This window comes from Agromyces sp. NDB4Y10 (assembly GCF_001620055.1).
GTDB lineage: Bacteria > Actinomycetota > Actinomycetes > Actinomycetales > Microbacteriaceae > Agromyces > Agromyces indicus.
This window is the reverse complement of record NZ_LQGY01000055.1, coordinates 159,334-184,468: the sequence shown is the minus strand read 5'-3', so window position 1 is coordinate 184,468 and position 25,135 is coordinate 159,334. Positions and strand designations below refer to the sequence as shown.

The following is a 25,135-nucleotide window of genomic DNA, read 5'->3' as shown; positions in this document are numbered from 1 at the left end:
CCTAGAACTCGTCGATCGACGGGTGGTCGACGTCGTGATCGCCGTGGTCGCCCGAGGACGGCCCGGCGCGGAGTGCGCGGATCCGGGCGCGCAGCTCGCGGACCGCCGCGTCGTCCACGAGCTCGTCGTGCTCGACCTCGACGTCCCGCGCGACGATCTGGCTGGCCGGGCCGATCAGCAGCGTGGTCTGCAGGATCGAGCCGTCCTCGCCGAGCGCGGGGAACGTGACCTGCGACGCGTCGTCGTGCCGGGCGAGCGCTTCGGCGAAGTCCATCACGGCTTCCGCGATCGCGGTGCCGGTGAGGACGTCACCGCCCGCGTAGGTGAGTTGCTTCATCGCCTCATCGCAGCAGATCGGCTGCGGCGCGGCAACCAGTTGACGTGGGCGGGTTTCCGCGCATCCGGCTCAGCCGAACGCGCTGAGGACCGCGGCGGCGGCGTCCGCGACCAGTGCGTCGTCGCTGGGGGCGTCCGGGACGCCACGGGTGGTGAGCACTGCGATGACGATCGGCTCGCCGTCGACGGGCCAGACGATCCCGAGGTCGTTGCGCGTGCCGTGGCCTCCGGTGCCGGACTTGTCGGCGACGATCGCCGCGTCGGGCGCTCCGGCCCGGATGAGGGTGTCGCCCGTGGCATTGCCGCTCATCCACTCGATCAGGGTGTCGGACCGGGCGTCGGTGAGCAGGCCGCCGAGCGCGAATCCTCGGAGGGACTCGACCAGCGCTCGAGGCGTGCTCGTATCGCGCGTGTCGCCCGGGACGGCGGTGTTCAGCTCGGTCTCCACCCGCACGGGGTTGGTCGTTGCGTCGCCGGCCTCGGCGAGCACGGCGGCGAACCCCTCCGGGCCACCGAGCTGATCGAGCAGCAGGTTCGCCGCGGTGTTGTCGCTCACGCGCACGGCTGCCTCGGCGAGGTCGCGGACGCTCAGTCCGCCGCCGACGGCCCCGGAGGTGACGGGGGAGTGGCTCCCGAGCACGTCCGCGGAGTAGGGGACCACTCGGTCCAGGTCGTCCACCTGCTGCAGGATCGCCGCCGCGAGCAACGCCTTGATCGTCGAGGCGTAGGCGAAGCGCTCGTCGCCGCGGTAGGCGACGACGTCGCCTGAGCCGGTGTCGATCGCGTAGACGCCGACACGGGCGCCGTACTCCTGCTCCAGTGCGCTGAGCTCGTCGCTCGCGTCGAGCTCCTGCGCGGCATCCGGGGTCGCTGCGGCGGTCTCGCTCGCAGACGAGGTCGGCGAACCGCCGGATGCGGCGGGAGTGCATGCCGACGCTATCAGGGCGAGGGAGGCCGCCACCCACAGCGCGCCGAGCGCCCTGGTGCCGCGAACGGCGCTTCGAGTCATCCGTGCGCCCCTCGTCTCCCGGCCCTTCGCAGGCCCCGGTCCCGACCGAGCCCCCATCCTGCCAGACGAGGTGCGGACACCGGCAGGATCACGTGGCGTCGTGTCACCGCTCGCCGGCGAACCTGGAGCTGCCGATCCCCTCGATCGCCAAGGCGAGTGCGGTCTCGAGCGGGCGGAGGTCGCCGCGGGATCGGGCGAGGACGAGCCCGCCCTGGTAGGCGGCGAGGAGGGAGTCGGTGAGGTCGTCGGCCGGAAGGTCGGTTCTGGCCTCGCCACGGCGCTGCAGCTCCGCGATCCATCCGCTCATGAGCTCTCGCCACTGCGCGAAGCCGGCCTCGAGTGCCGAGGCGGCGTCGGCGTCGCGATCGGACAGTTCGACGACGAGGGATCCGAGCGGGCACCGCATCACGGGGGACTGCTCGTGCTGCAGCACGGCTTGGCGGGCCCACTCCTGAAGATCGTCGAGCCGGTGCACCCCCAGTTCACGCTGCGGCGCGAGGGTGCCCTCCACCTGATGCCGGATGACCGCGCTGACGAGGTCGCCCTTGTCGGTGAAGAAGTGGTAGAGCTGGCCCTTGCCGGCGCCGGAGGCGGCGATCACGTCGCCGAGGCCCGTCGCCGAGACGCCGCGCTCGTAGAAGAGCTCGGCTGCGGCATCCACGATCCGCGCCCGCGTGCGTCGACCCTTCTCGGTCGTCGGCCCGGTGCTCATCCGACCATCCTCCTCGTTGCGCCGTCGTTCGTTCCGACGTATTGTACCGATCGGTACATTCTATCGAAGGGAGCCGTATGATCCGCGAAGTCCGCGCGACGGATGCCACGGAGATCATCGATGTCGCGGTCGCCTCCACACTGTTCGCCCCCGAGGACCGACCCTTCGTGCAGGAGATCGTGGACGGCTACCTGGCGACCGGGGCCCCCGAGGGGCGGCGCATGCGCGTCGTCGAGATCGACGGACGCATCCACGGGGTCGTGTACTACCAGCCGAAGCCGGCGGCCGCGGGCGTGTGGGACCTCACGATGATCGCCGTCCCGAAGGCGGCGCACGGGCGCGGTCACGGCTCCGAGCTGATGCGGCACGTCGAGGCCGAGCTCCGGGAGCAGGGCGAGCGCCTGCTCCTGGTCGAGACCTCCGGCACCGACGCGTTCACCGCGACCCGCGGGTTCTACTCGGGCCTCGGCTACGAGGAGGTCGCGCGGGTCCGCGACTACTGGAGCGACGGAGACGACCTCGTCCTGTTCCGCAAGGACCTGCGTCGCTGAAGCCGACAGCGGACCGGATCACGCGGGGTCAGCGCACTGCGCGGTCCTCACGGGCGTCCGTCTCGGTGACCCCGGCCGCCACCCGATCGGCCGCCGGGATGCGGCGGGCACCGCGCGTCTTGACGATGCTCGCGACGGTGGCCACGGCGATCGTCACCGCGATGAACAGCAGTGACAGCCAGATGGGGACCTCGGGGATCACCGTGATCGGCTCGCCGCCGTTGATGAACGGCAGCTCGTTCTTGTGCAGGGCGTGGATGAGCAGCTTCACGCCGATGAACGCCAGGATGACGGCCAGCCCCTGGGCGAGGTACACCAGTCGCTCGAGCAGGCCGCCGATGAGGAAGAACAGCTGTCGCAGCCCCATCAGCGCGAACACGTTCGCCGTGAACACGATGTACGCCTCTTCGGTCAGCCCGTAGATCGCCGGGATCGAGTCGACGGCGAAGATGAGGTCGACGAAGCCGATGGCGATGATGGTCAGCAGCATCGGCGTCACCCATCGCCGGCCATCCATCCGCACCGTGAGCCTGTCGCCGTGGTACTCGTTGGTGACCGGGAGGCGCCGGCGGATGAAGCGCATGAACCTGCCGTCGGCCGGGTTCGAGCTGTCGTGCGCGAACGCCTGGTGCCAGGCGAGGTACAGCAGCAGGGCGCCGAAGAGGTAGAAGACCCAGGTGAAGTTCTCGATCAGGGCGGCGCCGACGGCTATGAAGATGCCGCGCAGCACCAGCGCGATCACGATGCCGATCATCAGCACCTTCTGCTGGTAGATCTTCGGCACGGCGAAGCTCGCCATCACGATGAGGAAGACGAACAGGTTGTCGATCGACAACGCCTTCTCCGTCAGGTAGCCCGCGAAGTACTCGCCCCCGAACGTCCAGCCGGAGACCACGCCGATGCCGACGCCGAACAGCAGCGCGAGCGCGATGTAGAACGCCGACCATCGGGCCGACTCCCCGATCGTCGGCTCGTGGGGCTTCCGCACGTGGGCGAAGAACTCGTAGACGAAGAAGACGATCGTGACCGCGATCGTGATGGCCCAGACGAGCGGGGTGACATTCAAGAGGGACTCCAAACCTGGCGTGACGGATCGACGCCAAGGTCTCCTCCATCCCTGCGATCAGGAACCGATGGCCCGGGATGCGACGTGCATCCGTAATGACGAGCGACCGTGCCGGAGTACTCCCCTCGGATGGCCCAGTCTAAACGGCTGCGCTGCGCGAAGCCCGGAAAAGTCTGAGCGTGTGCGGCGCCACGGGGCTCACCCGATCGGATGGCGCAGAGCCCCGACGGCCGCGCGGAGCGTGCCGGGGTCCAGGCCGAGCGCCCACTCCGCCATGTCGGCCACGACGTGATCCTGCGCCGGATGCACGGTCTCCGAAGCGCTGTTGACGTACGACCCGCTGCCGTCCACGGCGATGAGGATGCGGATGCAGGCCGCCTCCGCGTCCGCGACGGGGAAGCGGCCGGTCCGCATGCCATCCTCGATGATCTCCGTGAGGCGCTCGCGATCGAGGGCATCCTGCTCCTGAAGTGCCGCCTCGAGCGCGGGACTGAATCGGGACAGGTGCCGCGCGTTCAGCCACAACCGGGCGAGCGGCGTCGACGCGCCGCTCTCGACATGGGCGATGAAGTGCGCCATCCGGTCCAGCGGTTCGCCGGATGTCGGGAAGAACTGCTCCCGTTCGTGCACCGCCGCCCGAACGAACGCCTCGATGACGAGGTCCTCCGCGGCGGGGAAGTAGTGGGTGATCAGGCCGGGCCGGACGCCGAGCCGCTCGGCGACGGCTCGCAGCGTGATCCGTTCGAGCCCGCCCTCGAGCGCGATCGCGGCGGCGTGGGTCAGGATCTCCTCCCGCCGTTCCGCCGGGGGCTTCCGGATTCGAGTCGCTGCAGGACTTGACGTCACGTCGGCCAGCCTATTGAATGACTGACCAATAGTCCATTGGGCACGTGACCAATAGCAACGATGCTTCCCGTGAAAGGCGCCCCCATGACCCAGACCCCGCCCGCGCTGCACGCGCCGCCCCACCCCGACGCGTTCGTCGACGCGCCATCCCGCCCGGAGACGCGCGGCATCGAGCTCGTCAGCGATTCGGAACGACACGGTCGCGCCCGCGACCTGTTCTTCGTCTGGGCGGCACCGAATGTCAGCATCCTGAACCTCACCATCGGAGCCACGCTCATCCTGCTCGGACTGGAGGTCTGGCAGGCGCTCGCCGTCATCGTCGCGGCGTCACTCCTGTGGGTCTTCCCCGGGCTCATCGCCGGAAGCGGACCCGCGGCCGGCACGTCCGGGTCCGTCGTGACCCGAGCCATGTACGGCATCCTCGGCAACCGGCTGTTCGTGGCGTTCGTCGGATGGTTCATCGGCGCCGTCTTCCTGTCGCTGACCTGGCTCGCGTCATCCTTCATGGGAGCCGACCTCCTCCGACGGCTCGGCATGGACGACCCCGTGTGGGTGCCGATCGGCGTGACGGTCGTCGTCGCGACGATCACGATCGTCGTCGCCATCTTCGGCCACGGGCTCATCGTCCGTGCCTACTCCTACATGGCCGCGGCGCTGTTCGTGATCTTCCTCGTGGTCGCGGGCTTCATCCTGCCGACCGTCGACTGGCAGTACACCGCTCCCGAACCTCTGACCGGGGCCGCGCTGTGGTCGTCGCTCACGATCGGGTTCACCATCCTCGCCTCGACACCGCTGTCGTTCATCAACAGTCCCGACATCGCGCGGTACCTTCCGCGTTCGACGAAGCCCTCGCGCATCGCCCTCGCGACGGGGCTCGGCGGCGCCGTCCCCTTCATCGCCTTCACGAGCGTCGGCGTGCTGCTCGCGACCGGGATGAGCGCGGCCGCCTTCGACGGCGGACTCGACGCCGCCCTGCTCGACCTCCTGCCCGCGTGGCTCGGTCCCGTCCTCGTGGTGGGCGTCGTGATCAACACCATCGCGCTCAACGCCATGACCACGTACACGTCGAGCATGGCGTTGCAGGCCATCGGGTTCCGGCTCCGCCGCATCCCGGCCGCGATCATCGTGGGCGTGGTGGGAACCGCCCTGACGATCTACCTCGTGCTGTCGTCGAGCCTGCTGGAGGCGGCGAACCTCATGCTGCAGTTCCTGGTCATCGTGTCGGGACCCGCAATGGCGATCTTCGTCGTCGACGTGCTGCTGCGCCGCTACGCGTACGACGGTGCCGAGCTGTTCGACGACCACCCGGGGGGCCGGTTCTGGTACACGAGGGGATGGAGCGTCCCGGGCGTGGCCGCCCTGCTCCTCGGTGGGCTGGCGACGGCGCTCTGCCTGGCCACGAGCGTCTGGGCGGGCCCCGTCGCGGAAGCCACGCAGTTCATCGACCTCTCGGTGCCCGTCGGCATGCTCGTCGCCGGCGCGCTCTACGCGGGCCTGCTGCGCACGCCGCTCGGAGGAAGGGGCCGCCCGTGATCACCCGCTATGTCAACGGGCGCGTCTTCACCGCCGACCCCGCCCCGGAACGCGCGTGGGCCGAGGCCTTCGCCATCCGCGACGACACCATCGTGTTCGTCGGCGCCGACGACGATGCGCCGCCCGCCGACCTCACGGTCGACCTGCGCGGCCGGCTCGTGCTCCCGGGATTCACGGACGCCCACACGCACCTGCTCATGATGGGGGCCGCCCTCGCCCAGGTGCACCTGACCGATGCCCGATCGCTCGACGAGATCCAGGCCCGCCTGCGCCGGGCGCGCGAGGAGGATCCCGAGGCGACCGTGCTGCGGGGCCGGGGGTGGCTCTTCGATTCGGTGCCGGGCGGCGCGCCCACCGCCGCGATGATCGACGCGGTCGTCGCCGATATCCCCGTCTACCTCGACGCGAACGACTACCACTCATGCTGGGTGAACTCCGCGGCGCTCGCCGAGATGGGCATCACGCGCGACACGGCCGACCCGCTCGGCGGCGAGATCGCCCGGGATGCGGGAGGCGAACCGACCGGACTGCTCTACGAGACCGCGGCGATGCAGTACGCGTGGGCGCAGCGGGACGCGGCAGCGACCGACGAGGACCGCGACGAGGACGCGCAGCGCGCCATCGACGCCTACCTGGCGAGCGGGGTCACCGGCGTGGTCGACATGGCGTTCGACGAGTTCGGCCTCGCGGCGTTCGAGCGCGCCCGCGCGCGTCACGGCGGGGAGCTGCCGCTCCGCGTCGCCGCGCACTGGATCATCGACAACACCGGTGACGAGGCCGCGAACCTCGCCCAGGTCGCACGCGCCGCCGAGCTGGCCGCCGACCCGCCGTCGCCCTGGTTGCGGGTCGTGGGGATCAAGCTCATCCTCGACGGCACCATCGACGCCTGCACCGCCGCCCTGCGCCATCCGTACGCCGACGGATCGAACGCGAGACCGATCTGGCCGCTCGAACACCTCGAGCCCGTCGTCGCTGCCGCCGATGCGGCCGGCCTGCAGGTCGCCCTGCATGCGATCGGCGATTATGCGAGCGAGATCGCGCTCGACGCGATCGAACGCGCGCTCGCCGTGAACGGCGAACGGAACCGTCACCACCGCATCGAGCACCTCGAGTACGCCGCCCCCGGTACGGCCGAGCGGATGGCGCGACTCGGCGTCACCGCCTCGATGCAGCCGGTGCACGCCGACCCCGCGATCTTCGCCAACTGGGCCGAGATGCTCGGCGACCATCGGGTCGAGCGCGCATTCCCGTGGTCCGAATACGAGGACGCGGGAGCCCTGCTCGCCTTCTCGACCGACGCGCCGACCGCGCCGCATGCCGCCCTGGCGAACATGTACGTCGCCTCGACGCGCGCCTCGGCGCTCGACCCGTCGGTACCGGCAGTCCATCCGCAGTACGCGCTGCCCCTCGACCGAGCGCTCGGCCATGCGACCCGGGACGCCGCGGCATCCGTCGGCGACGGCGACTGGCGCGGCCGGATCGCGCCGGGCTACGCGGCCGACGTCGTAGTGCTCGACACCGACCCGTTCGAGTGCGGACCGCACTCGCTTCTGGAGGCGCAGGTCGTGGAGACGATCGTCGCCGGTCGCACGCGGTTCCGACTCTGAGACGGATGCTGCTGGGCGCCACGCGGTGTCGGAAGGCGGACCCTGCTCGATACCATGCGGCGCATGGCCATACGACTCGAGAACGTGGGGATCGCCGTCCGGGATCTCGACGCGACGATCGCCTTCTTCACCGACCTCGGCCTTGAGCTCGTCGGGCGCGACGAGGTGAGCGGCGAATGGACGGACACCGCCGTCGGCCTGGATGGCAACCACGCCCGCATCGCGATGCTGCAGACGCCGGACGGCTCCGGTCGGCTCGAGCTGTTCGAGTACCTCGACGGCCTGGCCATCGAGACGCAGCCGACGCTCCCCAATGAGATCGGCATGCACCGCGTCGCCTTCTCGGTCGACGACATCGACGAGGCCCTCGCGATCGCCGCACGGCACGGCTGCCATCCCCTCCGTGGCGTGGCGGAGTACGAGGACCTCTACAAGCTCACGTACGTCCGCGGCCCCAGCGGCATCATCGTGATGCTCGCTCAGGAACTGAAGCGCGACGCCCGGTGAGCGAAGCGCGAGTCGTCCGGAGTCTCTTCCCGGTGGTTGTCGATTTCGCGGGCGGACGTTCGCTGTCTCTGTGACGGAGCCGGACAGGCCGGTCCGCGACCCAGTGCAGGAGGCTGTTCCATGTCCCAGTTCGCGATCCTCATCTACGAAGACCCGTCGTTCTACGAGACCATGCCGCCCGAGGGGTGGGCCACGGTGGTCGACGCGCACCACACGTTCACCGAGCGCGTCTCCGAGCTGGGTGGGTCCCTGACGGGCGGCGGGGCGCTCGCGCCCGTGACGACGGCGACCACGATCACGGGTGGCGGCACGGTGACGGACGGCCCGTTCGTCCGCAGCAGGGAGGCCCTCCTCGGCTACTACGTGGTCGAGGCGCGCGACCTCGAGCATGCCGTCGAGCTCGCCAAGCTGTGTCCCGCCTCCGGCGGCGGCGTCGAAGTCCGCCCGCTCGTGGACACGGCGACCAACCCGTTCTGATCGCTTACACCCGCGAGCCGACCGCGTCCGCCGTGCAGGCGGACGCGGTCGCTGCCGTGCCGCGTCTGGTGCCCTCGGGTTCGATGCCGGCGCGGAGTACCCAGGCGAAGAAGTGGATTTCCGAGCGGCTCGTGTCGAATTCGTGCTTGCCCGTTCGCTGTAGGGATGAAACGGTTCCCATGACGGAAGGACACGACCGTGAAGTACGTCATCATGTTCACCACCACGCCCGAACTCGAGGCAGCGGCCTCGCCCGAGCAGGTCGAGCAGGCCTATCGCCGCACCTACGACTGGTTCGGCACGCACCGCGAGGTGATGACCGAGTCCGGCGCCCAGCTGCAGCCGGTCACCACCGCGACCACGGTCAGCCACGGCGGCGACGAGCCGGTCGTGGCCGACGGGCCGTTCTCGGAGGCGAGGGAGGTCATCGGCGGATTCCAGGTGATCGACGTGCCCGACCTCGATGCGGCGATCGCCATCGTGAAGACGTGGCCGCTGCTCGAGCTGCCCGGCGTCGCGGTCGAGATCCGCCCGATCGTCGTCTACTGAAGCCACGTCGACCGTGAACGAAACGGATGGCGCGGCCGCGGAGTCGGGCCGGGGGCACGCCGCGGCATCCGATCGACTCCTCGCGAGGGTGATCCGCGAGGAGTCCGCGCGCATCGTCGCGGCGCTCACGGGGTGGCTCGGGAGCCTCGACCTCGCCGAGGAGGCGGTCGCCGAGGCGATCGAGGAGGCCGTGCGCCAGTGGCGGACGCGCGGGGTGCCCCCCAATCCCGGGGGATGGCTGACGCAGGCGGCCCGCCACAACGCCATCGACCGCCTGCGGCGCGAGAAGCGGTACCGCGAGAAGCTGGCCTTGCTCGCCGATCCCGCCGATGCCGCCCCGCTCACCGGCGAGCCCGACGAGCGACTGCCGCTCCTGTTCGGCTGCTGTCACCCCGCCATCTCCCCGGACGCGCAGCTCGCCCTCACCCTCCGGGCGATCTGCGGCCTCACGACCGCGCAGATCGCGCGAGCCACCCTGGCCCCGGAATCGACGGTCGCGCAGCGGATCGTGCGGGCCAAGCGGAAGATCGGTGCGACCGGCATCCCACTACGGATCCCCGAGGGATCCGAGCGGGCCGCGCGCCTGGACATCGTCCTGACCGTCGTCTCCGTGATGTACAGCGAGGCCCACCTGGTCGCGGGCGGAGACGCGGCTGCGGACCGCGACCTCGCCGACGACGCCGTGTGGCTCGCGCGCGTCGTCGCGCACGAACTGCCGCGCGAGGCGGAGGCGCAGGGACTGCTCGCACTGCTGCTGTTCCATCGAGCACGCGAAGGGGCACGCGCCGTCGATGGAGAGCTCATCCTGCTCGCCGATCAGGACCGCGCGCGGTGGGATCGCCGGCTGATCGCCGAGGCACAGGCCGTGCTCGAGAAGGCGGCGAAGCTCCGCCGCCCGGGGCGATGGCAGTTGCACGCGGCGATCGCCGCATGCCACTCCGATACGCGCGACGGCGGCGACACCGACTGGCTCCAGGTGCTCACGCTCTACGACATGCTGCTGGCGTACGACCGCTCGCCGGTCGTACGGCTGAACCGCGCGGTGGCGCTCGCCGAGGTCGACGGACCACAGGCGGCACTCGACGAGGTGGATGCGCTCGGACGCGCCCTCACGGGGTACCACCTCTGGCACGCCGTGCGCGCGCGGATGCTCCGGCACCTCGGCCGTCGGGATGAGGCGATGGCCGAGGATCTGCGCGCCCTGGAACTCACGGCCAACGACGCCGAGCGGCGCCTGCTGGCGGCGCGGGTCGATCGCTGAGGCGGGCTCTTCCCCCTGCCACCGGCCCGTCGTCGACCCGCTGAGACGACCGCCGTGGCCCGCGGCGCGTGGAGGGAGCGGCTACCGCACCGGCGGCCCACCTCGAGGAGATCGCCCCTGAGGTCGTTGGCGGCCGTGCCGGACTGCCGCAGAAACGAGGTCTGACCAAGGGAATTCGCGAAGAGCCGATGACGGGAATCGAACCCGCGCTGTCTGCTTGGGAAGCAGAAGTTATCCAGTAGTGATTCACTCGACTTCACCTGGGCTCACGAGCCCCGGAATCACGGGGAAGTGTGAACTCGAGTGAATCAACGTGACCTCGAATTTGTGACTATTAAGTGACTACGAGGGCCCCTTCCTGCTGGCGGTCGGCCTACACGACCCGGCCTCGGTGCAGGGTAGCAATTGAGCGCCCGCACCGGGTTGCTGAGCCGGAACGGCATCTGCACGCCGTTCGTCGCGTGGCGGGCTCTGCGTGCGGCGCCATGCCTTAACCGGACCCCGACACAAGCGACATCGAGCGCTCGCATCTGTCGAACGGCGGGCCTGGCGATCGGTGCGGCGCATGCCCCGTTCTGGGGATATGAGGTTCCCTCAAGAACGATTCCCGGCACCGCATGCCCGGGTGTAACGTGCGGAGTGGCGTGAGAGACCCCTGCGGGGGCGGCGCACGTCCGGGACGACCTTACCCATGTCGCCGGAAGTGCTGGCGACGGTAACCCGATGCCGCCTCGCCGCCCGCAGAGGACGTTCGGCCGCCCTGGTCGGACGCAACTCAGAACTCCGGAGGCCAAGATGCCCCATCACACGAAACGCTTCGCTACACGTGCCCTGATCGCCGCCACCGCGGCTGTCGGCATCGTGTTCGCTCAGGCCGCACCAGCATCGGCCACCGTGCACGAGATCGTAGGCCAATGGTGCTCCGGTCAGGGAGAGCTCGCCCCACCCGGGATCTCGGGCGGCAGCCGGGCTGACAACTTCGCGAAGCCGCTCATCGCATCCGGCTTCGTCACAGGAGACCTCGTCCCGATCACAGGAAGCGCAGGGCCCGGCTTGCTCGTCGAGTTCAACTACGACCTTCCGAACGTGAAGGTAGTCGGAACCGGTGTATTCGTCGTCATCGACCCCAGCGTCCCGGTCTACCTCGAACTGATCGAACCCGACCCCAACTTCCCGGCCTTCAAGGCCTGCCCGAAGCTCGCGACTGGCTGATCTGGACGTTGTATCGGATGCGCCGGCGTTCGTTCGGCGCCTGTTCCGCTGCGCCGCCGTCGGCGACTCAAAGCCGCCCGCGGTCTCGCGGCGCGATCGCAAAGAGGGCCGGAACGGCCGAGTCAGCCGGATCTCGGCATTCGGCGGACAAGGTGCTCCGTGATCTCAGGAGAGGAGGCGACGACCTTCTGTGACCAAGGGGTCGCCGGATGCGTGAGAAGGGCACCCTGGCGCCTATGGCCGCTCCTTGCGTCCTTCTTGCAGGTGCCTGACCATCTCCGCGATGGGCACTGGACGCTGTTCGGGGTTCCGCTTGGTGGAGTCGATCCACCGCAGCCACGCCTTGCGGTAGAACTGCGCGAGGGAGTCGAAGAACGTTGCGGCGTCCGGTTCGGAGTCGAGTGCTGCCGCGATGTCGGGCGCGAGGTCGGCCCGCTGTGGTCCTTCAGGCTCGAGCACGACTTCGACCTCGGCCCCGTCGCGCAGAGGGACTTGTGTCCATGCTGGTCCGAGGGTGACCAGTGGCCCGTCTTCCTGCTTCTCGACGGTGCCGCGCATTGAACAGCCGGCGACCGACCCCCGCACCGGGTGGCGCGGTTTCGCGCCCCAGGCCTCGTCCGGGTCGAACGGGATGGGCACGATGGTGCGCCCGCGCTGGTCGACTGAGACCGTGGTTCGGAAGCGCCGCTGAGTGTCCATGGACGAAGCCTGTCACGTGGGGGGTCGAACGAGAATGGCCGCGCTGACGACTCGAGTCGCCGCAAGCGGGCCGCGGCCGGTCACCAGGCTGGCCGCTTCAGAGCGAGGTCCTATTCGGATACTGCGGGCTGGGGCTGGGGCTGGGGCTGGGCAGTGATGATGTGGCAGATGTCGCCGTCGCTGCAGTCGGCTGGGTTCAGGCGTTCGCTGCGATCGCGGAGCTGGACGAGTTCCTCCTCGAGGGCTGCCAGCTCGGCCATGCGACGGCGGACCTCGGCGAGTCGGTCGTCGATGAGGTCCGAGACGTGGTCGCAGGGGATCACGCCCCGGTCGCGCAGGTCGAGGATGCTGCGGATCTGGACGAGGGTGAGCCCGGCCGATTGCGCCGTCCGGATGAAGCCGACCCTCGCGACGGCCTGGTCGTCGTACGCGCGGTAGCCATTGCCGCCCCGCGTCGGCGCCGGCATCAGCCGTTCGCGTTCGTAGTACCGGACGGCCTGGGTGCTGACACCCACGGCGTCGGCGAGTTCTCCGATCCGCATGCCGTCATGCTACGTCCTTGACCTTGAAGTCGGGTTCAAGGTCTAGCGTCGCGGGTATGGAGATCACGCTGCAGTACTTCGACGGCTGCCCGAACTGGACGACCGTCGAGCGCCAGCTGACCGAGCTCATCTCCGGCAGGCCCGATCTGACATTGAGGCGGGAGCTCGTCGCGACGGCGGAGCAGGCCGAGCGGATCGGGTTCCGTGGTTCGCCGAGCATCCTGGTCGACGGGATCGACCCGTTCGCCTACCCGAACGCCCCGGTGGGTCTCGCGTGCCGGATCTACGCCACCCCGGCGGGCCCGGCCGGTGCGCCGACGAAGGCGCAGCTGCGGGAGGTGCTCGGCGATGTCTGAACGAGAACACGACCCGGTCGTCGTCGGGCCGGCATGGCGGCGATCGCCGCCGGCGGCCAAGGCGGCCGCGAGCGGCTGGAACGTCGCGATCCGGTGCGGGGCGCGAGGTGCTCGTCCAGTCCGGGATGCATCGGTCCGCGCTGCTGCTGGGCCCGATTCGGCGAGGTCGCCGTGGCGGTCCTGATCACCTCCGCGGCGTCATTGGCGCTCACCGCGATGGCGTTCCCGGCGGAGCAGCGGCCGGGATTCACGGGCGGCATGCTCCTGCTCGCAGCGGTCTACGCATTGCTCGGGATGCGCCTGGGGTTCCTCCTCGGGCGGGTCGCCGGTGTGCTGATCGCGTTCGTCGTTCCGTTCCTCGGTCTCGGGATCACGCAGAGCCCCATGCTTCGGCTGGAGCCTCCCGAACCCGCCGTGCTGCTTCCCGGTTACGGCCCCTATCGGCTACTGATCGACACCGGGCTCACCGAGGAGCTCGACGAAACCGGCGGACTGCTCATCGGCCTCGGGTGGGTAGCAGCACTCACCGTGGTAGTCACGATCATGTTCGTCGATCGCACCAGCACCGCTCGCCGGCGGGCGCGGGCTGCCAAGCACCCTTCGGCTGTGCGAGGCCGCATCCGGATGACCTCGTGCCGCGGTGTCCGGTTCGTGCCCGCCCGGATTTCCGGGTCGAAGGGCCCGACGTTCGGCGTCGACGCGGCGTTGAATTGCAGGGCAACGATGGGAGACCCGAGATGATGTGGGACTACGGATTCGGCGGATGGTGGATGTGGATCCCCGCGGTGTTGATTCCCCTGCTGGTCATCGCCGGAATCATCGTCATGATCGTGCTGCTGGTGCGTTCGGGGGGATCGCCGGGTCGTGGACCGACCGGGCCGAGCGACACGACCGACCCTGCTCGTCGACTGCTCGAGGAGCGCCTGGCGCGCGGCGAGATCACCCCTGAGCAGTACCGCGAGCTGCTGGACACTCTGGAAGAGGGACGCCGGCGTTAGCCGAGCCGGACATGCTGATCGCTGGTATCTCAAGGCTGAGCATGATCCCGACAGCGCGGGAAAAGACGCCGGCCGCGATGGACAGGTCTCTTGATGTAGCCGAGGGCTCTGCAGCGAACCATTCTTTCGGCGACACGAGCGACACGCTCTACCGACGACCGCCCGTGCGACGCCCTTGAGAGGCTCATCCCCGCAGTTCAGCGCTCGCGGGCGACTTCATCGCCGACCACCTGAGTACCGGAAGTTGACTCGCTGCTCGCCCCAACCGGGTGGGTCCGAACGATCCGTGCCGTGAGCTCACTGGCGTCGACCCCGACGAATCCGATCAGCGCGGACCCGCGCGTCCGCTGCCAAGGTCGGCCGACCGCGTGCAGGCCAGGCACCGGGGTGTCGAGCCCGTCGAGGAGGAGCGCACCGGTCTCGTCGAGGGCGCCCGGAACGTGGATCCAGCGGTCGTCATGGCGGTAGCCGGTGGCCCAGATGACGGCGTCAGCGGCAACGCGTGCGCCGTCGTCGAAGACGAGCCCGTCGTCGTCGGCGGCGATGACGCGGCCGGCGCGCGCGACGCCGGCCCGGCGGAGCATCCGCGAGGTGGTGCCGATGACTGGATCGTTCGCGCGCAGCAACCTGCCGAGGGCGGAGTCGGCCGGGACTCGGACGAGTCCGGTCTGATCGAGCCACCAGAAGAGGTCGCGGCCGAGCAGCCGCTGTGGGAGGGCACGGATGGAGCGGCCCGCGAGGATAACCTCCCGGCTGGCGCGCGCGAGTTCCAAGGCGAGCTGGCACCCGGTGTTTCCGGCGCCGACGACCACCACCCGACCGGGCGGGACGTCACGCGGGCCTCGGTATCGGTCGGCGTGGAGTTGCGCGACGTTCGAAGCGACCCGCGTGGCGACCGGCGGCGTCCACGGCGAGCCGAACGCACCCGTCGCGACGACCACGCGTCGCGCGTCGTACGCCCGGGATGGAGTCTCTAGGCGGAACAGTCCGTCCTTCCGGCGGAGCAAGACGACTCGCGCGTTCCGCTCGATCGGCAACCGGAACGCGTCGGCGTAGCTGCCCAGGTAACGGGCAACCTCGTCCTTGCCGGGGTGGGATCCGACACCGCCGGGGAACGGCATGCCGGGCAGGGCCGAGTACCCGGCGGGCGTGAACAGTCGCAGCGAGTCCCAGCGTCGAGCCCAGCTCGCCCCCGTCACGGATTCCGCCTCGAGCACGACATGGTCGACCCCGGCGCGGGAGAGCTGGTGGCTCATGGCGAGGCCGGCCTGGCCGCCGCCTACCACCGCGACCTCAACCACCACGGCTGCCGACCGCTTGTCGACGCGGCTCACCCGGTGCGGCTACCACTTCGGCCCTCGGCCGTCCATCCAGACGAAGGCGACGCCGACGCCGATCACGATCACCATGACCACGATTGCGAAGATCATCGGCTCACGCCGCCGGCACGGTGGAGGGTGCGAGGTCGGGTCATGAGTGGGTCTCCGGTTCGGTGGCGCGGTGGGTGACGGGTTCGATCTGGAACGTCGAGTGCTCGACGCTGACGGCGAAGGATTCGGCGACGCACCGCTGCAGGTCGGTCAGGATCTCCGATGCGTGGCCGTCGCGGAAGCATTCCGGTTCGACGATGACGTGCGCGGTCAGGACCGGCAGGCCGCTCGCGATCATCGACGCGTGCAGGTCGTGCACGTCGACCACGTGCCGCACCGCGAGGAGCCGGCTGCGGACCTCGGCGAGGTCCAACCCGCGCGGAGTGCTTTCGAGCAGGATCAGGCCGGTCTCCTTCAGCAGGATCAGGGTGCGGGGCACGATGAGCAGGCTGATCAGCATCGCCGCGAGCGCGTCGATCTGGGTCCAGCCGGTGGTGGCGATGACGATCGCGCTGATGATGACCGCGACCGAGCCGAGGGCGTCGTTGAGGACCTCCAGGAACGCGGCCCGCATGTTCAGGTTCGCGTTGCGTCCGGCGCTGAGCACGAGCATCGAGGCGATGTTGCCGACCAGGCCGACGATGCCGAACACGAGCAGCCCGGTCGAGGAGATCTCGGGCGGTTCGAAGAGGCGCGACACGCCCTCGACGAAGGCGTAGATGCCCACGGCGAGGAGGATGGCGGCCTGGCCGAGTGCGGCGAGGACCTCGGCCCGGCGGAAGCCCCAAGTGAACCGGTCGCTCGCGGGACGCAGCACCAGGTTCGCGGCGATGAGCGCGACGAGCAGCCCGCCCGCGTCGGTGAGCATGTGCCCGGCGTCGACGAGCAGGGCGAGGCTGCCGGTGGCGATGGCGCCGACGACCTCCGCGATCAGGATGGTGGCGGTGATCCCGAACGCGATCGCCAGCCGAGCGCGGTTGGTGGTGGCGGTGCCGTGGTCGTGGCCCTGACTCACACCGACACCTCCCGTACCTGCGATCCGGCGGTGTCGACGGATGCCGCGCCGCTGGTCGGGCACAGCACGACCGCATACCCGGTCGCCTCGAGCAGACGCTCCGTCGCGGCGAGCAGCCCGATCAGGGTCGGGTCGTGCCGAGTGGACCACCGGGTGGACCGTCCCTGCGGGCGGGATGCGACGAGCCCGCAGTCGGCGAGGCACGCGAGATGCGCGCTGACCGTGCTCTGCGCCAGCCCGAGATGCTCGGTCATCTCGCGGACGCTGTGCTCGCCGGCGAGCAGGTGTCGCAGGATCAGCAACCGGTTCGGTTCGCTGAGCGCGTGGAACAGCATGGCCGCCGGCGCCAGGCCGACGCGGTCCACCTCAAGATTCATCGCCATGCGACGATGATAGCGGTTGGGAACCCGTCGGCTTGACCGATTTGTTATCTTGGGCGTGCCCCCGAATTCCGACAGGACCCCGTGCACCACTCATGAACCCCAGTGCTGCTGTGCAGAACTCCCGACTGCGTCGGGTGCTGCTCGTGGTGCTGCTCGTGATCGGAACGGTGCTCGGACTCCTGCTCGCGCACACCGATGACACCCACCACGCCGTCGAGGTCAGTGCGTCGGTCACGCACGCCCACGCCGCTGAGCTATCCGCAGCGTGGTGGGATGGCGAGAGCGCGTCCGCCGGCTCCCCGGAGTCCACTCCGCTCGAGGATGCTCTCGCGCTCTGCCTGACGGTGGCGTCGTGCTTCGTCGCGCTGCTGCTTGCCTTGTTCGGCGTGCGCCGCCTTCCGCAGGCGTGGCGCGCCTTGGCCAGGTCGTGCACCGGTCCGCCGGTCGGCTTGGAGCGCATCTTCCGGCCCCGGCCGCTCGAACGCCGTCTTCTCTGCGTCTACCTGATCTAGACCCGGGTTCGCGTTTCGACGCCGCGCGCATGCTGTGCGCCCGTCAAGCGCGTAGTCCCCGTACCCGGATCAGCGCGCCCCCGCGCGCCCAGACCTAGACGCAGGCGTATGTCCACACCACCACTGACACCACCCACCCCACTCTCCGAACGCCCCCGCACCCGGCGCGAGGCGCGTGAGGCGCAACGTCCCCCACGCACCGCCGCCTCCGCGACCACTCCCCGTCCTCGGGAACGGCCCTCGCGCCAAGCCCCGAAAGCACGTCGTCCCGTCGCCTTCAGCACCGTGTCCCGACTGCTGGTCGCGGCCGTGTTCGGCGCGACGGTCTTCCCGGTCGCGGTCGCCCCGGCGATCTCGGCGGCTCCCGGAAGCTCGGTCACCGGCATTCCGCAGACCGTGACGGTCACCGACGACGTGATGCTCGCCGCCCCGAGCAGCGAGGGCTACGCCGTCACCACGGGCGAGGAGATCCGCGCCGCCGAGCAAGCACGCGTCGCGGCCGAGCAGGCTCGCATCGCCGCAAGCCGAATGCGCACCGCCTCGACGTTCGTGAACGACCCGACCTCCGCCGTCCAATGGCCGTTCCCGACCGGTGTGCCCATCACCGACGACTTCGGCCCGCGAGCGGCCCCATGCTCGAGCTGCTCGACGATGCACAAGGGCCTGGACATGACCCCGGGCGAAGGCACGCCGATCGGCGCGATCGCGGCCGGCACGGTCATCGAAGCCGTCTCCTCCGACTACGGCCTCGGCGTCTCCGCCCGAATCCGGCATGTGATCGACGGGCGCACCTATGTCAGCGTCTACGCCCACATGCAGTTCGGTTCGCTGTCGGTCTCCGAAGGCGATCAGGTACAGGTCGGGCAGAAGATCGGCGCCGTCGGCAACACCGGCCAGAGCACCGGCCCGCACCTGCACCTGGAGATCTGGCAGGACGGCACCACCCCCATCGACCCCTATGCATGGCTGACCGCGATGGTCGGCCGGGAGAACTGAGCTCATGAGCACCTCCACCGAGACACCCGCTACCCAGCCCACTGCCAAGCCGCGCCGGACCCGCCGGACCCTGTGGCTCAACCTCGTCGCCATCGCCGCGGTGATCCTCATCTCGGTGATCGCGATCATGGCGATGTCCAGCACCAACAGCGCCGAAGCGCCGGTGTCCGAGAATCCCGAGGTGGTCCGCGAGGACAGCCACGTGCTGGGCGAACCCGGAAGCGGCAATGCCGTCCTCGTTGAGTTCCTCGACTTCGAATGCGAGGCCTGCGGTGCCGCTTACCCCTTCATCGAGTCGCTCCGCGAGCGCTACGCCGGGCAGGTCACCTTCGTCGCCCGGTACTTCCCCATCCCGAGCCACAAGAACGCCCTGAACGCGGCGCTGGCCGCCGAGGCCGCCGCCCAGCAGGGCAGGTTCGAGGAGATGTACGGCAAGCTGTTCGACACCCAGGCAGAGTGGGGTGAGCAGCAGCAGTCCAACGCACCGCTGTTCCGCAGCTTCGCGGAGGAGATCGGGCTCGATCTCGAGCAGTTCGACCGGGATGTCGCCGACCCGGCCACCCGCGAGCGGGTCCTCGCCGACCAGGCCGACGGCACCGCGCTGGGCGTCCAGGGCACCCCGACGTTCTTCCTCAACGGCGAGAAGCTCGAGCTGCAGAGCGCCGACGACCTGGTGCAGGCCATCGACGCCGCACTCGCGGAGTAGTGACCGACGGGCACGCTCATGGTCCTCGCTGAACTCCGGGAGCACCCGCGACCGGCTCCTCAGCGGGCGGGCGCCTCGCGAGACCGCCTCGCGAGGCGCCCCCGACGGATGCGCCCGCCGGTGCTCGTCGCGGCCGCCCTCGCGGTGGGCTCCGGCGCCGTGCTCGTCGCGGCGTTCCCGGAGCGCTCGTGGTGGTTCGCCGCGCCGCTCGGGGTCGCCGGACTGCACCTCGCGCTCCGCGGCCGGAGCGCCCGGGGAGGCTTCGGCGTGGCAGCCCTGGCGGGCACGACATTCTGGCTGCTCCAGCTGTCATGGCTGACCACCTACCTGGGGCCGGTGCCCTGGTTGGCGCTCGCGACCGCACAGACGTTGTACGTCGCCGTCGCGGGCGCCGCGACGGCGGCGCTGCTTCGCGCCGCCGATCGGACATGGGCGCCGATCGGCCGCATCGCGTTCGTGCCGTTGACGGCTGCCGGAATCTGGACCGGACGCGAAATGGTCGCCGGCTCATGGCCGTACGGAGGGTTCGGGTGGGGCCGCGTCGCGGCATCCCAGGTCGACGGTCCGTTCGCCGAGCTCCTCGCCTGGCTCGGACCGGGCGGCACCACCTTCGCCGTGGTGTGGCTCGCCGTCTTCGCCGTCGAACTCGCCTGCGCACCGGCACTCGGCCGCGTGCCTGCAGCGGCGCTGGTCGCCGGTGCCGCCCTGGCGGTTTCAGCGGTGCCGTCCTGGAAGCCGACGGACGTGGGCGAGCTACGCGTTGCCGCCGTGCAGGGCGGCGTGGATGCGAGCCTGTTCAGCGAAGCCGAACCCGGCGACATCCTGCAGGCGCATGAGCGCGCAACCGAGGGCGCCGGACCGGTCGACCTGATGATCTGGCCCGAGAACGCGAGCGACCTCGACCCGCTCGCCTCGCCGGATGCGACTGCCCGGCTCGATCGCGTCGCACGCGAAGCTCCGCTGCTGGTCGGCACCATCACCGGCCGCGCCGGGGACCTCGTCAACACGTCGCTGCTCTGGGAGCCCGGGATCGGGGCGACCGACTGGTACGACAAGGTGCGCCTAGTGCCCTTCGGCGAGTACGTCCCCGATCGTGCGTTCTGGCGACAAGTCGCACCCGACCTGATCGACCTGATCAGTCGGGACTACGCACCCGGGGTCGAGGACAACGTCTTCGGCGTCGCCGGAACACGGATCGGCGTCGGCATCTGCTTCGACGTCGTGGACGACGGCCTGGTTCGTGACATGGTGGCCGACGGTGCGGCACTGATCGTGTACCAGAGCAACAACGCCGACTTCGGACGCACCGAGCAGAGCGCCCAGCAGCTGGGCATCGCGCGGATGCGCGCCATCGAGACCGGACGTACCGTCGTGAACGTCTCGACGGTCGGCACCACGGCCATCATCCGAGCCGACGGCACCGTCACCGGCTCCCTGCCCACCTGGACATCGGGCGCACTGGTCGACACCGTCCGGCTGCACGACGGCATCACCCCAGCGGTGGCGCTCGGGGAACGCATCGGTGCCGGCGCAGCCATGCTCGGCGTGGCCGGACTCGTCCTCTCCGTCTTCGGTGCAGTCGGCCGTCGCCGCGGGAGCGAGGAGCGGTGAACGTCGTGTCGACTCCCGACGGGCTCGCCTGGCTGCCGGATGCGCCGCCCAGCATCGAGCGCTTCCTCGCCCCTGACCTCCAGCCGTACCCGGTGCTGCCGCTGATCGGTCTCATCCTCGCGGTGGCCTACACGACGGGATGGCTTCGGCTGCGACTCACCGGGCGACCCTGGCCGGCCTGGCGCGGCATCGTCTTCCTGCTCGGCTGCGCCCTGATCGTCGTGGTCATGGGCGCCGGGATCGAGGGCTACGGGCACCGGCTGTTCTCGGTGTTCATGTTCCAGCAGCTCACCCTGATGATGGCCGTACCGGCCCTGCTCGTCCTCGGCTCGCCCGGCACCCTGCTGCTCCGGGCGACCCCGCACCGTGGCCCCGGCCGCCTCATCCTCCGGGCGGCGCTCGGCGCGCTGCGGTCGCGGATCGCACGAATCCTCCTGCATCCCGGCTTCATGATCCCGCTATTCCTGCTGGCCTTCTACGGCCTCTACTTCAGCGACCTCGCCACCGACCTGCTGGCGAGTTGGGCCGGGCACCTCGGCCTCGAACTCGCCTTCCTCGCCGCCGGGATCCTCTTCACCGTCCCCCTGATCTCGGCCGACCCGCTCCCGATCCGCCAGACGCACCTCGGGCGGTTCACCGACCTGTTCGCCGAGATGCCGCTGCACGCCTTCTTCGGCGTGATCGTGATGATGGCGGCCACCCCGCTCGTCCCATTCTTCGCCGATCCGCCCGCAGACTGGGGGATCGACCCCATCCAGGACCAGCAACTCGCCGGAGCGCTCGCCTGGTCGTACGGCGAAGGCCCGGCGCTGATCATCGCACTTGTGCTGCTGACACGCTGGTTCGCCGACGACACCCGACGCGCAACCGCCCGCGATCGACAGGTCGACGCGGTCGGCGACGCCGAACTCGAGGCGTACAACGCCTACCTGCACCGACTCGGGCGATCCGACGCCGAGCGGCGCGAAGACCGCACCACGTGAGGCATCCGCGTCTCTCGGGGTTGGGATCGGTGGGTGATCGGCGCAGGCACGTAGCAGCGGCTCCACACCTTCTCGACCAGCTGTCTCAGCAGCAGTCCTGGTCGCACAGCTCGGGCGGGCAACTTGTGGGGTCGCAGCAGTCCATCACTTCACCTCCTCGTGCTCCTCGTCCATCTCCTCGAAGAGCTCGAAGGGGGATTCGACGTCGCCGCGCCAGGCTTCGATTCCCTCCCGCACGGCGAGAGCCGCGACGACGAGAGCGGCGACCGAGTCGGCCCAGGTCCAGCCGAACAGGGAGTTCAGCAGCAGGCCGATCAGCACGGTGCCGGAGAGGTAGATGCAGAGCAGCAGCTGCTTCGCGTCGGCCTGCACGCTCTTGGAGCCCAGCTCGCGACCGGTGCGGAACTGGAACCACGCCAGAGTGGGCATGATGACCAGGCTCGCGACGGCGATGCCGATGCCGAGTGGGCTGTGCTCGACTGGTTCGACGCCGGTCAGGGAGAGGATCGCGTCGACGGTCACATAGGCCGCGAGGGCGAAGAACGCTATCCCGATGGCCCGGACGGTCGGCTTCTCCCAGCGTTCGGGGTTCTTCCTGGTGAACTGCCAGGCCACGGCCACGGCTGAGAGGACCTCGATGAACGAGTCCAGGCCGAACCCGATCAGGGCCGCCGAGGAGGCGGCGACTCCGGCCGAGATGGCGATGATTCCCTCGAGCACGTTGTAGGTGATCGTGAACCCGACAATCAGTCGGACGCGTCGGTGCAAGACGGCGCGGCGCTCGGGCGTGATCGTCTGGCTCATCCGGCAGCCTCCCCGCAGCACCCGGGCACGGAACACGACGGATCGATGCAGGGCGCGTTCTCGTCCACGGCCAGGGTGACCTCGAGAAGCGAGGTCAGCGCACGGGCAAGGTGCGGGTCGGCCATCTCATACCGGGTCTGTCGCCCCTCGGGCTCGGCGACCACGATGCCGCAGTCGCGCAGGCACGCCAGATGGTTCGACACGTTCGAGCGCGTCAAGCCCAGTTCGCGCGACAGCACCGCCGGGTAGCTCGGTCCATCGATCAAGGTCATCAGGATTCGTGAACGCGTCGGGTCGGCCATCGCGCGGCCCAGCCGGTTCATCACGTCCATACCGGTCGCAATAGTCAGCACCCGATGACTATACAGCAGTCACTGACATATCGCGATGGTGCTGATGCAGCCTACCCGTGCCGACAAGGTGAACCGGTCGACGAGCTACCGCCGGGCATCGTGCTCGGCGATCGCCTCGAGCCGCGCGTCGTGGGCCGCCAGTCCGGCGTCGCCGACCGCGTCGGCCTGCCGGTCGAGCCGGCGCGACTCCTTCTCGTCGCTGCGCGACCACTGCACCATCACCGTGATGACGAGCGCCACCGTCGGGATCTGACCGATCGACCAGGCGATGCTGCCGCCGAGCCGCTGATCCGCGACCGTGTCGATGCCCCAGCCCAACGCGTCGTACCAGTCGGCGATCAGCAGCCCGGCGCCCAACATGATCGACAGCCCGAAGAACGCGTGGAACGCCATGGTGCCGAGCAGCAGCAGGAGCCGGAACGGATACGGCGGGCGGTACGGCACCGGGTCGATGCCGATCAGCGACTGCACGAAGAGGTACCCCACGATGACGAAGTGCGCGACCATCCAGGTGTGCCCGATGTAATCGGTCATCGTCCAGCGGAACAGCGGGGTGTAGTACAACACCCAGAGCGACGCGACCAACAGCACGGCCGCGACGACCGGGTTGGCGATGATCGAGGCGAAGCGGGAGTGCACGGCGAGGAGGATCCACTCCCGTCCGCCGCGACTGCCGTCCTCGCGGGGGCGGATGGCGCGCGCCGCGAGCGTCACGGGCGCGCCCGGCACGAGCAGCACCGGCACCGCCATCGTCAGCATCATGTGCGCGCCCATGTGCGCCGAGAACAGGTACTGCTCGTAGACGTTCACCCCGCCGCTCGTCACGTACGCGAGCAGTAGCAGGCCCGCAACCCAGAGCACCGTGCGGTACACCGGCCAGTGGTCGCCGCGCCGCCGCAGCCGGAACACCCCGGCGAGGTAGAAGAAGATGCCGAAGCCGCAGGCGAACAGCCAGATGAGGTCGGGGCTCCACTCGGTGAAGTAGCGGGCCCAGTCGGGCCACGGCGGCAGCGGCCGGCCCGTGAGGATCTCGGCCGGCGTGCGCGCGAGGGAGCTCGCCGACTCCTCCGACACCGGCGTCGCCGTGCGGGCAAGCGCGGCGGCGAGCCCGGACGCGAGGCCCATGAACGCGAGCTCGACCACGACGAGCATCCAGAAGTCGCGGGTGATGGATCCGCCGGCGGGTGCGCCCTGCGTGAACGTCGGCCGCCGCATCCGCCCGATCAGGAAACGGCGCTGCGCCGCACCGAACAGGCCGAGCGCGACGAGGACGGCGACCTTCGCGAGCACGAGCACCCCGTACCGGGTGCCGAGCTCGTCCCAGGTGCCGATCCGCAGTGCGGCGTTCGCATACCCCGAGACCGCCACCACGATGAAGCAGATCAGCGCGACAGTCGAGTACCGGGCGAGCACTACGGGCAGCCGCTCGCCTTCGAGCACGCGGCGCAGCAGCACGATGGTGACGAGTCCGCCGAGCCACACGGCCGCGAACACCAGGTGCAGGCCGAGCGACGCGATCGCGGAGTTACGCCCGGCGGCGGCCGCCGCGTGGCCCTGCTGCGCCATCGGCACGAGCGACGCGACGGCCAGCACCATGACGAACACCAGGGCGGTGTGGTTGCGCACCGCGAAGTACAGCACGGTGACGGCGGCCCCCACGAGCGCGGTGGTGAGCCAGGCCTGGCCGAGCTCGATCGAGGTGACGAACTGCCCCAGCTTCTGGCCGAATGCCTCACCGAAGTCGACGGCCTCACCCGTGACCGCGAGGAACGTGAAGATGCCGGTCGCCGCACTCGCGACGGTGAACACGGCGGCGGATGCCGTGGCCACGTCGAGCGCGACGTCGAACTCGCGCTGCTTCGGGGTGAGCGCCCACACGGCGAGGACGAGCGCGCCGATCATGCCGGCCGCGCTGAGGTTCACCACCAGCTTCGCGACGGGAAGACCGAAGCGGGCAGCAGGGCCCGGGTCCTGGATGGGGAGCGGCGCAGCGCCGCCGCCGTACGCGAGGCCCGCGAAGGTCGCGAGGAGCGCGACGGCGACGAGCACGGCAGGGCCGAGCACGCGGACGAAGCGGTGCACCGAACCAGCCTAGACGCCGTCGCCGTGCGTGGCCCTCGGGGGCAGCGGCATCCGGCACT

At 69.9% G+C, this 25,135-nt stretch carries 29 protein-coding genes and 1 tRNA gene; 16 read left to right on the top strand and 14 right to left on the bottom strand.

The features are described from left to right. Position 1 precedes the first annotated feature (1 nt). The 3 genes from AVP42_RS13175 to AVP42_RS13165 all read right to left on the bottom strand — a co-directional run bounded on the left by AVP42_RS13175 (position 2) and on the right by AVP42_RS13165 (position 2,057). Positions 2-337 carry a hypothetical protein gene (locus AVP42_RS13175; RefSeq protein WP_067949732.1) on the bottom strand — a complete coding sequence of 112 codons (336 nt, stop codon included), beginning with the start codon at positions 335-337 and terminating at the stop codon, positions 2-4. 69 nt (positions 338-406) lie between these two features. Further along, entirely contained in the window at positions 407-1,345 is a 939-nt protein-coding gene (gene bla / locus AVP42_RS13170; protein ID WP_067949730.1) for a class A beta-lactamase, read from the bottom strand. A 103-nt stretch (positions 1,346-1,448) separates the two neighbouring features. Next, on the bottom strand, positions 1,449-2,057 hold the full coding sequence (locus tag AVP42_RS13165; protein ID WP_067949728.1) for a TetR/AcrR family transcriptional regulator: 609 nt from the start codon (positions 2,055-2,057) through the stop codon (positions 1,449-1,451). A gap of 77 nt (positions 2,058-2,134) precedes the next feature. Between AVP42_RS13165 and AVP42_RS13160 the strand changes: the two genes are divergently transcribed. Next, the gene (locus tag AVP42_RS13160; protein WP_067949726.1) at positions 2,135-2,608 is read left to right on the top strand and encodes a GNAT family N-acetyltransferase; all 474 of its coding nucleotides are present in this window, start codon (positions 2,135-2,137) and stop codon (positions 2,606-2,608) included. A gap of 28 nt (positions 2,609-2,636) precedes the next feature. Here the strand turns inward: AVP42_RS13160 and AVP42_RS13155 are convergent, their stop codons facing one another. Both AVP42_RS13155 and AVP42_RS13150 read right to left on the bottom strand, forming a co-directional pair. Continuing rightward, a complete protein-coding gene (locus tag AVP42_RS13155; protein WP_067949724.1) occupies positions 2,637-3,674 on the bottom strand; it encodes a TerC family protein in 1,038 nt (345 codons plus the stop codon). Between the two features lie 198 nt (positions 3,675-3,872). After that, positions 3,873-4,520 (bottom strand): TetR/AcrR family transcriptional regulator, encoded by a 648-nt coding sequence (locus tag AVP42_RS13150; RefSeq protein WP_067949723.1) that lies wholly within the window; start codon positions 4,518-4,520, stop codon positions 3,873-3,875. Positions 4,521-4,604: 84 nt separating this feature from the next. On the opposite strand from AVP42_RS13150, the gene AVP42_RS13145 reads away from it, so the two are divergent. The 6 genes from AVP42_RS13145 (at position 4,605) to AVP42_RS13120 (ending at position 10,454) form a co-directional block, all read left to right on the top strand. Next, the gene (locus tag AVP42_RS13145; protein ID WP_157356843.1) at positions 4,605-6,053 is read left to right on the top strand and encodes a cytosine permease; all 1,449 of its coding nucleotides are present in this window, start codon (positions 4,605-4,607) and stop codon (positions 6,051-6,053) included. After that, positions 6,050-7,660 carry an amidohydrolase gene (locus tag AVP42_RS13140; RefSeq protein ID WP_067949722.1) on the top strand — a complete coding sequence of 537 codons (1,611 nt, stop codon included), beginning with the start codon at positions 6,050-6,052 and terminating at the stop codon, positions 7,658-7,660. Before AVP42_RS13145 ends, AVP42_RS13140 begins: the two co-directional genes overlap by 4 nt. 63 nt (positions 7,661-7,723) lie before the next feature. After that, on the top strand, positions 7,724-8,167 hold the full coding sequence (locus AVP42_RS13135; RefSeq protein ID WP_067949721.1) for a VOC family protein: 444 nt from the start codon (positions 7,724-7,726) through the stop codon (positions 8,165-8,167). Between the two features lie 120 nt (positions 8,168-8,287). After that, entirely contained in the window at positions 8,288-8,644 is a 357-nt protein-coding gene (locus AVP42_RS13130; RefSeq protein ID WP_067949719.1) for a YciI family protein, read from the top strand. A gap of 198 nt (positions 8,645-8,842) precedes the next feature. Continuing rightward, entirely contained in the window at positions 8,843-9,193 is a 351-nt protein-coding gene (locus AVP42_RS13125; RefSeq protein WP_067949717.1) for a YciI family protein, read from the top strand. Positions 9,194-9,206: 13 nt separating this feature from the next. Next, on the top strand, positions 9,207-10,454 hold the full coding sequence (locus tag AVP42_RS13120; protein ID WP_067949715.1) for an RNA polymerase sigma factor: 1,248 nt from the start codon (positions 9,207-9,209) through the stop codon (positions 10,452-10,454). A 183-nt stretch (positions 10,455-10,637) separates the two neighbouring features. On the opposite strand, the gene AVP42_RS16495 is transcribed toward AVP42_RS13120, so the two are convergent. Further along, a tRNA-Gly gene (locus AVP42_RS16495) sits at positions 10,638-10,720 on the bottom strand. A 529-nt stretch (positions 10,721-11,249) separates the two neighbouring features. On the opposite strand from AVP42_RS16495, the gene AVP42_RS16490 reads away from it, so the two are divergent. Continuing rightward, entirely contained in the window at positions 11,250-11,666 is a 417-nt protein-coding gene (locus AVP42_RS16490; RefSeq protein WP_157356842.1) for a hypothetical protein, read from the top strand. A 234-nt stretch (positions 11,667-11,900) separates the two neighbouring features. Here AVP42_RS16490 and AVP42_RS16310 read toward each other — a convergent pair whose 3' ends face one another. Both AVP42_RS16310 and AVP42_RS13110 read right to left on the bottom strand, forming a co-directional pair. After that, positions 11,901-12,365, bottom strand: a complete 465-nt coding sequence (locus AVP42_RS16310) for a YdeI/OmpD-associated family protein (protein ID WP_082847258.1) — start codon at positions 12,363-12,365, stop codon at positions 11,901-11,903. Between the two features lie 110 nt (positions 12,366-12,475). Further along, positions 12,476-12,907, bottom strand: coding sequence for a heavy metal-responsive transcriptional regulator (locus AVP42_RS13110; protein WP_067949714.1), 432 nt, complete (start codon positions 12,905-12,907; stop codon positions 12,476-12,478). Positions 12,908-12,963: 56 nt separating this feature from the next. On the opposite strand from AVP42_RS13110, the gene AVP42_RS13105 reads away from it, so the two are divergent. The 3 genes from AVP42_RS13105 to AVP42_RS13095 are packed head-to-tail and all read left to right on the top strand — an operon-like array spanning position 12,964 to position 14,261. Further along, complete coding sequence (locus AVP42_RS13105; RefSeq protein WP_067949712.1) at positions 12,964-13,263, top strand: alkylmercury lyase; 300 nt, start codon at positions 12,964-12,966, stop codon at positions 13,261-13,263. 33 nt (positions 13,264-13,296) lie between these two features. Next, on the top strand, positions 13,297-14,004 hold the full coding sequence (locus AVP42_RS13100) for a hypothetical protein (protein ID WP_067949710.1): 708 nt from the start codon (positions 13,297-13,299) through the stop codon (positions 14,002-14,004). Beyond that, entirely contained in the window at positions 14,001-14,261 is a 261-nt protein-coding gene (locus AVP42_RS13095) for an SHOCT domain-containing protein (RefSeq protein WP_082847257.1), read from the top strand. Before AVP42_RS13100 ends, AVP42_RS13095 begins: the two co-directional genes overlap by 4 nt. 197 nt (positions 14,262-14,458) lie before the next feature. Here AVP42_RS13095 and AVP42_RS13090 read toward each other — a convergent pair whose 3' ends face one another. The 3 genes from AVP42_RS13090 to AVP42_RS13080 all read right to left on the bottom strand — a co-directional run bounded on the left by AVP42_RS13090 (position 14,459) and on the right by AVP42_RS13080 (position 17,029). Then, on the bottom strand, positions 14,459-15,595 hold the full coding sequence (locus tag AVP42_RS13090) for an NAD(P)/FAD-dependent oxidoreductase (protein WP_197467023.1): 1,137 nt from the start codon (positions 15,593-15,595) through the stop codon (positions 14,459-14,461). Positions 15,596-15,731: 136 nt separating this feature from the next. Next, on the bottom strand, positions 15,732-16,646 hold the full coding sequence (locus tag AVP42_RS13085; protein ID WP_067949708.1) for a cation diffusion facilitator family transporter: 915 nt from the start codon (positions 16,644-16,646) through the stop codon (positions 15,732-15,734). Then, positions 16,643-17,029, bottom strand: a complete 387-nt coding sequence (locus AVP42_RS13080; protein WP_067949705.1) for a helix-turn-helix transcriptional regulator — start codon at positions 17,027-17,029, stop codon at positions 16,643-16,645. The genes AVP42_RS13085 and AVP42_RS13080 overlap by 4 nt, the downstream gene beginning before the upstream one ends. Before the next feature lie 134 nt (positions 17,030-17,163). On the opposite strand from AVP42_RS13080, the gene AVP42_RS13075 reads away from it, so the two are divergent. The 5 genes from AVP42_RS13075 (at position 17,164) to AVP42_RS13055 (ending at position 21,837) form a co-directional block, all read left to right on the top strand. Next, a complete protein-coding gene (locus AVP42_RS13075) occupies positions 17,164-17,541 on the top strand; it encodes a hypothetical protein (protein WP_067949703.1) in 378 nt (125 codons plus the stop codon). Positions 17,542-17,850: 309 nt separating this feature from the next. Further along, a complete protein-coding gene (locus AVP42_RS13070; protein WP_231878629.1) occupies positions 17,851-18,537 on the top strand; it encodes a M23 family metallopeptidase in 687 nt (228 codons plus the stop codon). 4 nt (positions 18,538-18,541) lie between these two features. Next, positions 18,542-19,243, top strand: coding sequence for a thioredoxin domain-containing protein (locus AVP42_RS13065; RefSeq protein ID WP_067949698.1), 702 nt, complete (start codon positions 18,542-18,544; stop codon positions 19,241-19,243). 108 nt (positions 19,244-19,351) lie between these two features. Continuing rightward, complete coding sequence (gene lnt, locus AVP42_RS13060) at positions 19,352-20,854, top strand: apolipoprotein N-acyltransferase (protein ID WP_067949696.1); 1,503 nt, start codon at positions 19,352-19,354, stop codon at positions 20,852-20,854. A 5-nt stretch (positions 20,855-20,859) separates the two neighbouring features. After that, positions 20,860-21,837 carry a cytochrome c oxidase assembly protein gene (locus AVP42_RS13055; RefSeq protein WP_067949843.1) on the top strand — a complete coding sequence of 326 codons (978 nt, stop codon included), beginning with the start codon at positions 20,860-20,862 and terminating at the stop codon, positions 21,835-21,837. Between the two features lie 144 nt (positions 21,838-21,981). Here AVP42_RS13055 and AVP42_RS13050 read toward each other — a convergent pair whose 3' ends face one another. From AVP42_RS13050 to AVP42_RS13040, 3 genes are all read right to left on the bottom strand, one after another. Further along, positions 21,982-22,641 carry a cation transporter gene (locus AVP42_RS13050; RefSeq protein WP_067949694.1) on the bottom strand — a complete coding sequence of 220 codons (660 nt, stop codon included), beginning with the start codon at positions 22,639-22,641 and terminating at the stop codon, positions 21,982-21,984. Next, on the bottom strand, positions 22,638-22,994 hold the full coding sequence (locus tag AVP42_RS13045) for a helix-turn-helix transcriptional regulator (protein ID WP_067949693.1): 357 nt from the start codon (positions 22,992-22,994) through the stop codon (positions 22,638-22,640). The genes AVP42_RS13050 and AVP42_RS13045 overlap by 4 nt, the downstream gene beginning before the upstream one ends. An 84-nt stretch (positions 22,995-23,078) precedes the next feature. Beyond that, positions 23,079-25,076 carry a cytochrome c oxidase assembly protein gene (locus AVP42_RS13040; RefSeq protein WP_231878628.1) on the bottom strand — a complete coding sequence of 666 codons (1,998 nt, stop codon included), beginning with the start codon at positions 25,074-25,076 and terminating at the stop codon, positions 23,079-23,081. Between the last annotated feature and the right edge of the window lie 59 nt (positions 25,077-25,135).

Coding starts and splice junctions, on each gene's coding strand:
- AVP42_RS13175 (WP_067949732.1), bottom strand. CDS start 337: ATGAAGCAACTCACCTACGCGGGCGGTGACGTCCTCACCGGCACCGCG.
- bla (WP_067949730.1), bottom strand. CDS start 1,345: ATGACTCGAAGCGCCGTTCGCGGCACCAGGGCGCTCGGCGCGCTGTGG.
- AVP42_RS13165 (WP_067949728.1), bottom strand. CDS start 2,057: ATGAGCACCGGGCCGACGACCGAGAAGGGTCGACGCACGCGGGCGCGG.
- AVP42_RS13160 (WP_067949726.1), top strand. CDS start 2,135: ATGATCCGCGAAGTCCGCGCGACGGATGCCACGGAGATCATCGATGTC.
- AVP42_RS13145 (WP_157356843.1), top strand. CDS start 4,605: ATGACCCAGACCCCGCCCGCGCTGCACGCGCCGCCCCACCCCGACGCG.
- AVP42_RS13135 (WP_067949721.1), top strand. CDS start 7,724: ATGGCCATACGACTCGAGAACGTGGGGATCGCCGTCCGGGATCTCGAC.
- AVP42_RS13130 (WP_067949719.1), top strand. CDS start 8,288: ATGTCCCAGTTCGCGATCCTCATCTACGAAGACCCGTCGTTCTACGAG.
- AVP42_RS16490 (WP_157356842.1), top strand. CDS start 11,250: ATGCCCCATCACACGAAACGCTTCGCTACACGTGCCCTGATCGCCGCC.
- AVP42_RS16310 (WP_082847258.1), bottom strand. CDS start 12,365: ATGGACACTCAGCGGCGCTTCCGAACCACGGTCTCAGTCGACCAGCGC.
- AVP42_RS13110 (WP_067949714.1), bottom strand. CDS start 12,907: ATGCGGATCGGAGAACTCGCCGACGCCGTGGGTGTCAGCACCCAGGCC.
- AVP42_RS13105 (WP_067949712.1), top strand. CDS start 12,964: ATGGAGATCACGCTGCAGTACTTCGACGGCTGCCCGAACTGGACGACC.
- AVP42_RS13100 (WP_067949710.1), top strand. CDS start 13,297: ATGGCGGCGATCGCCGCCGGCGGCCAAGGCGGCCGCGAGCGGCTGGAA.
- AVP42_RS13095 (WP_082847257.1), top strand. CDS start 14,001: ATGATGTGGGACTACGGATTCGGCGGATGGTGGATGTGGATCCCCGCG.
- AVP42_RS13080 (WP_067949705.1), bottom strand. CDS start 17,029: ATGGCGATGAATCTTGAGGTGGACCGCGTCGGCCTGGCGCCGGCGGCC.
- AVP42_RS13065 (WP_067949698.1), top strand. CDS start 18,542: ATGAGCACCTCCACCGAGACACCCGCTACCCAGCCCACTGCCAAGCCG.
- lnt (WP_067949696.1), top strand. CDS start 19,352: ATGCGCCCGCCGGTGCTCGTCGCGGCCGCCCTCGCGGTGGGCTCCGGC.
- AVP42_RS13050 (WP_067949694.1), bottom strand. CDS start 22,641: ATGAGCCAGACGATCACGCCCGAGCGCCGCGCCGTCTTGCACCGACGC.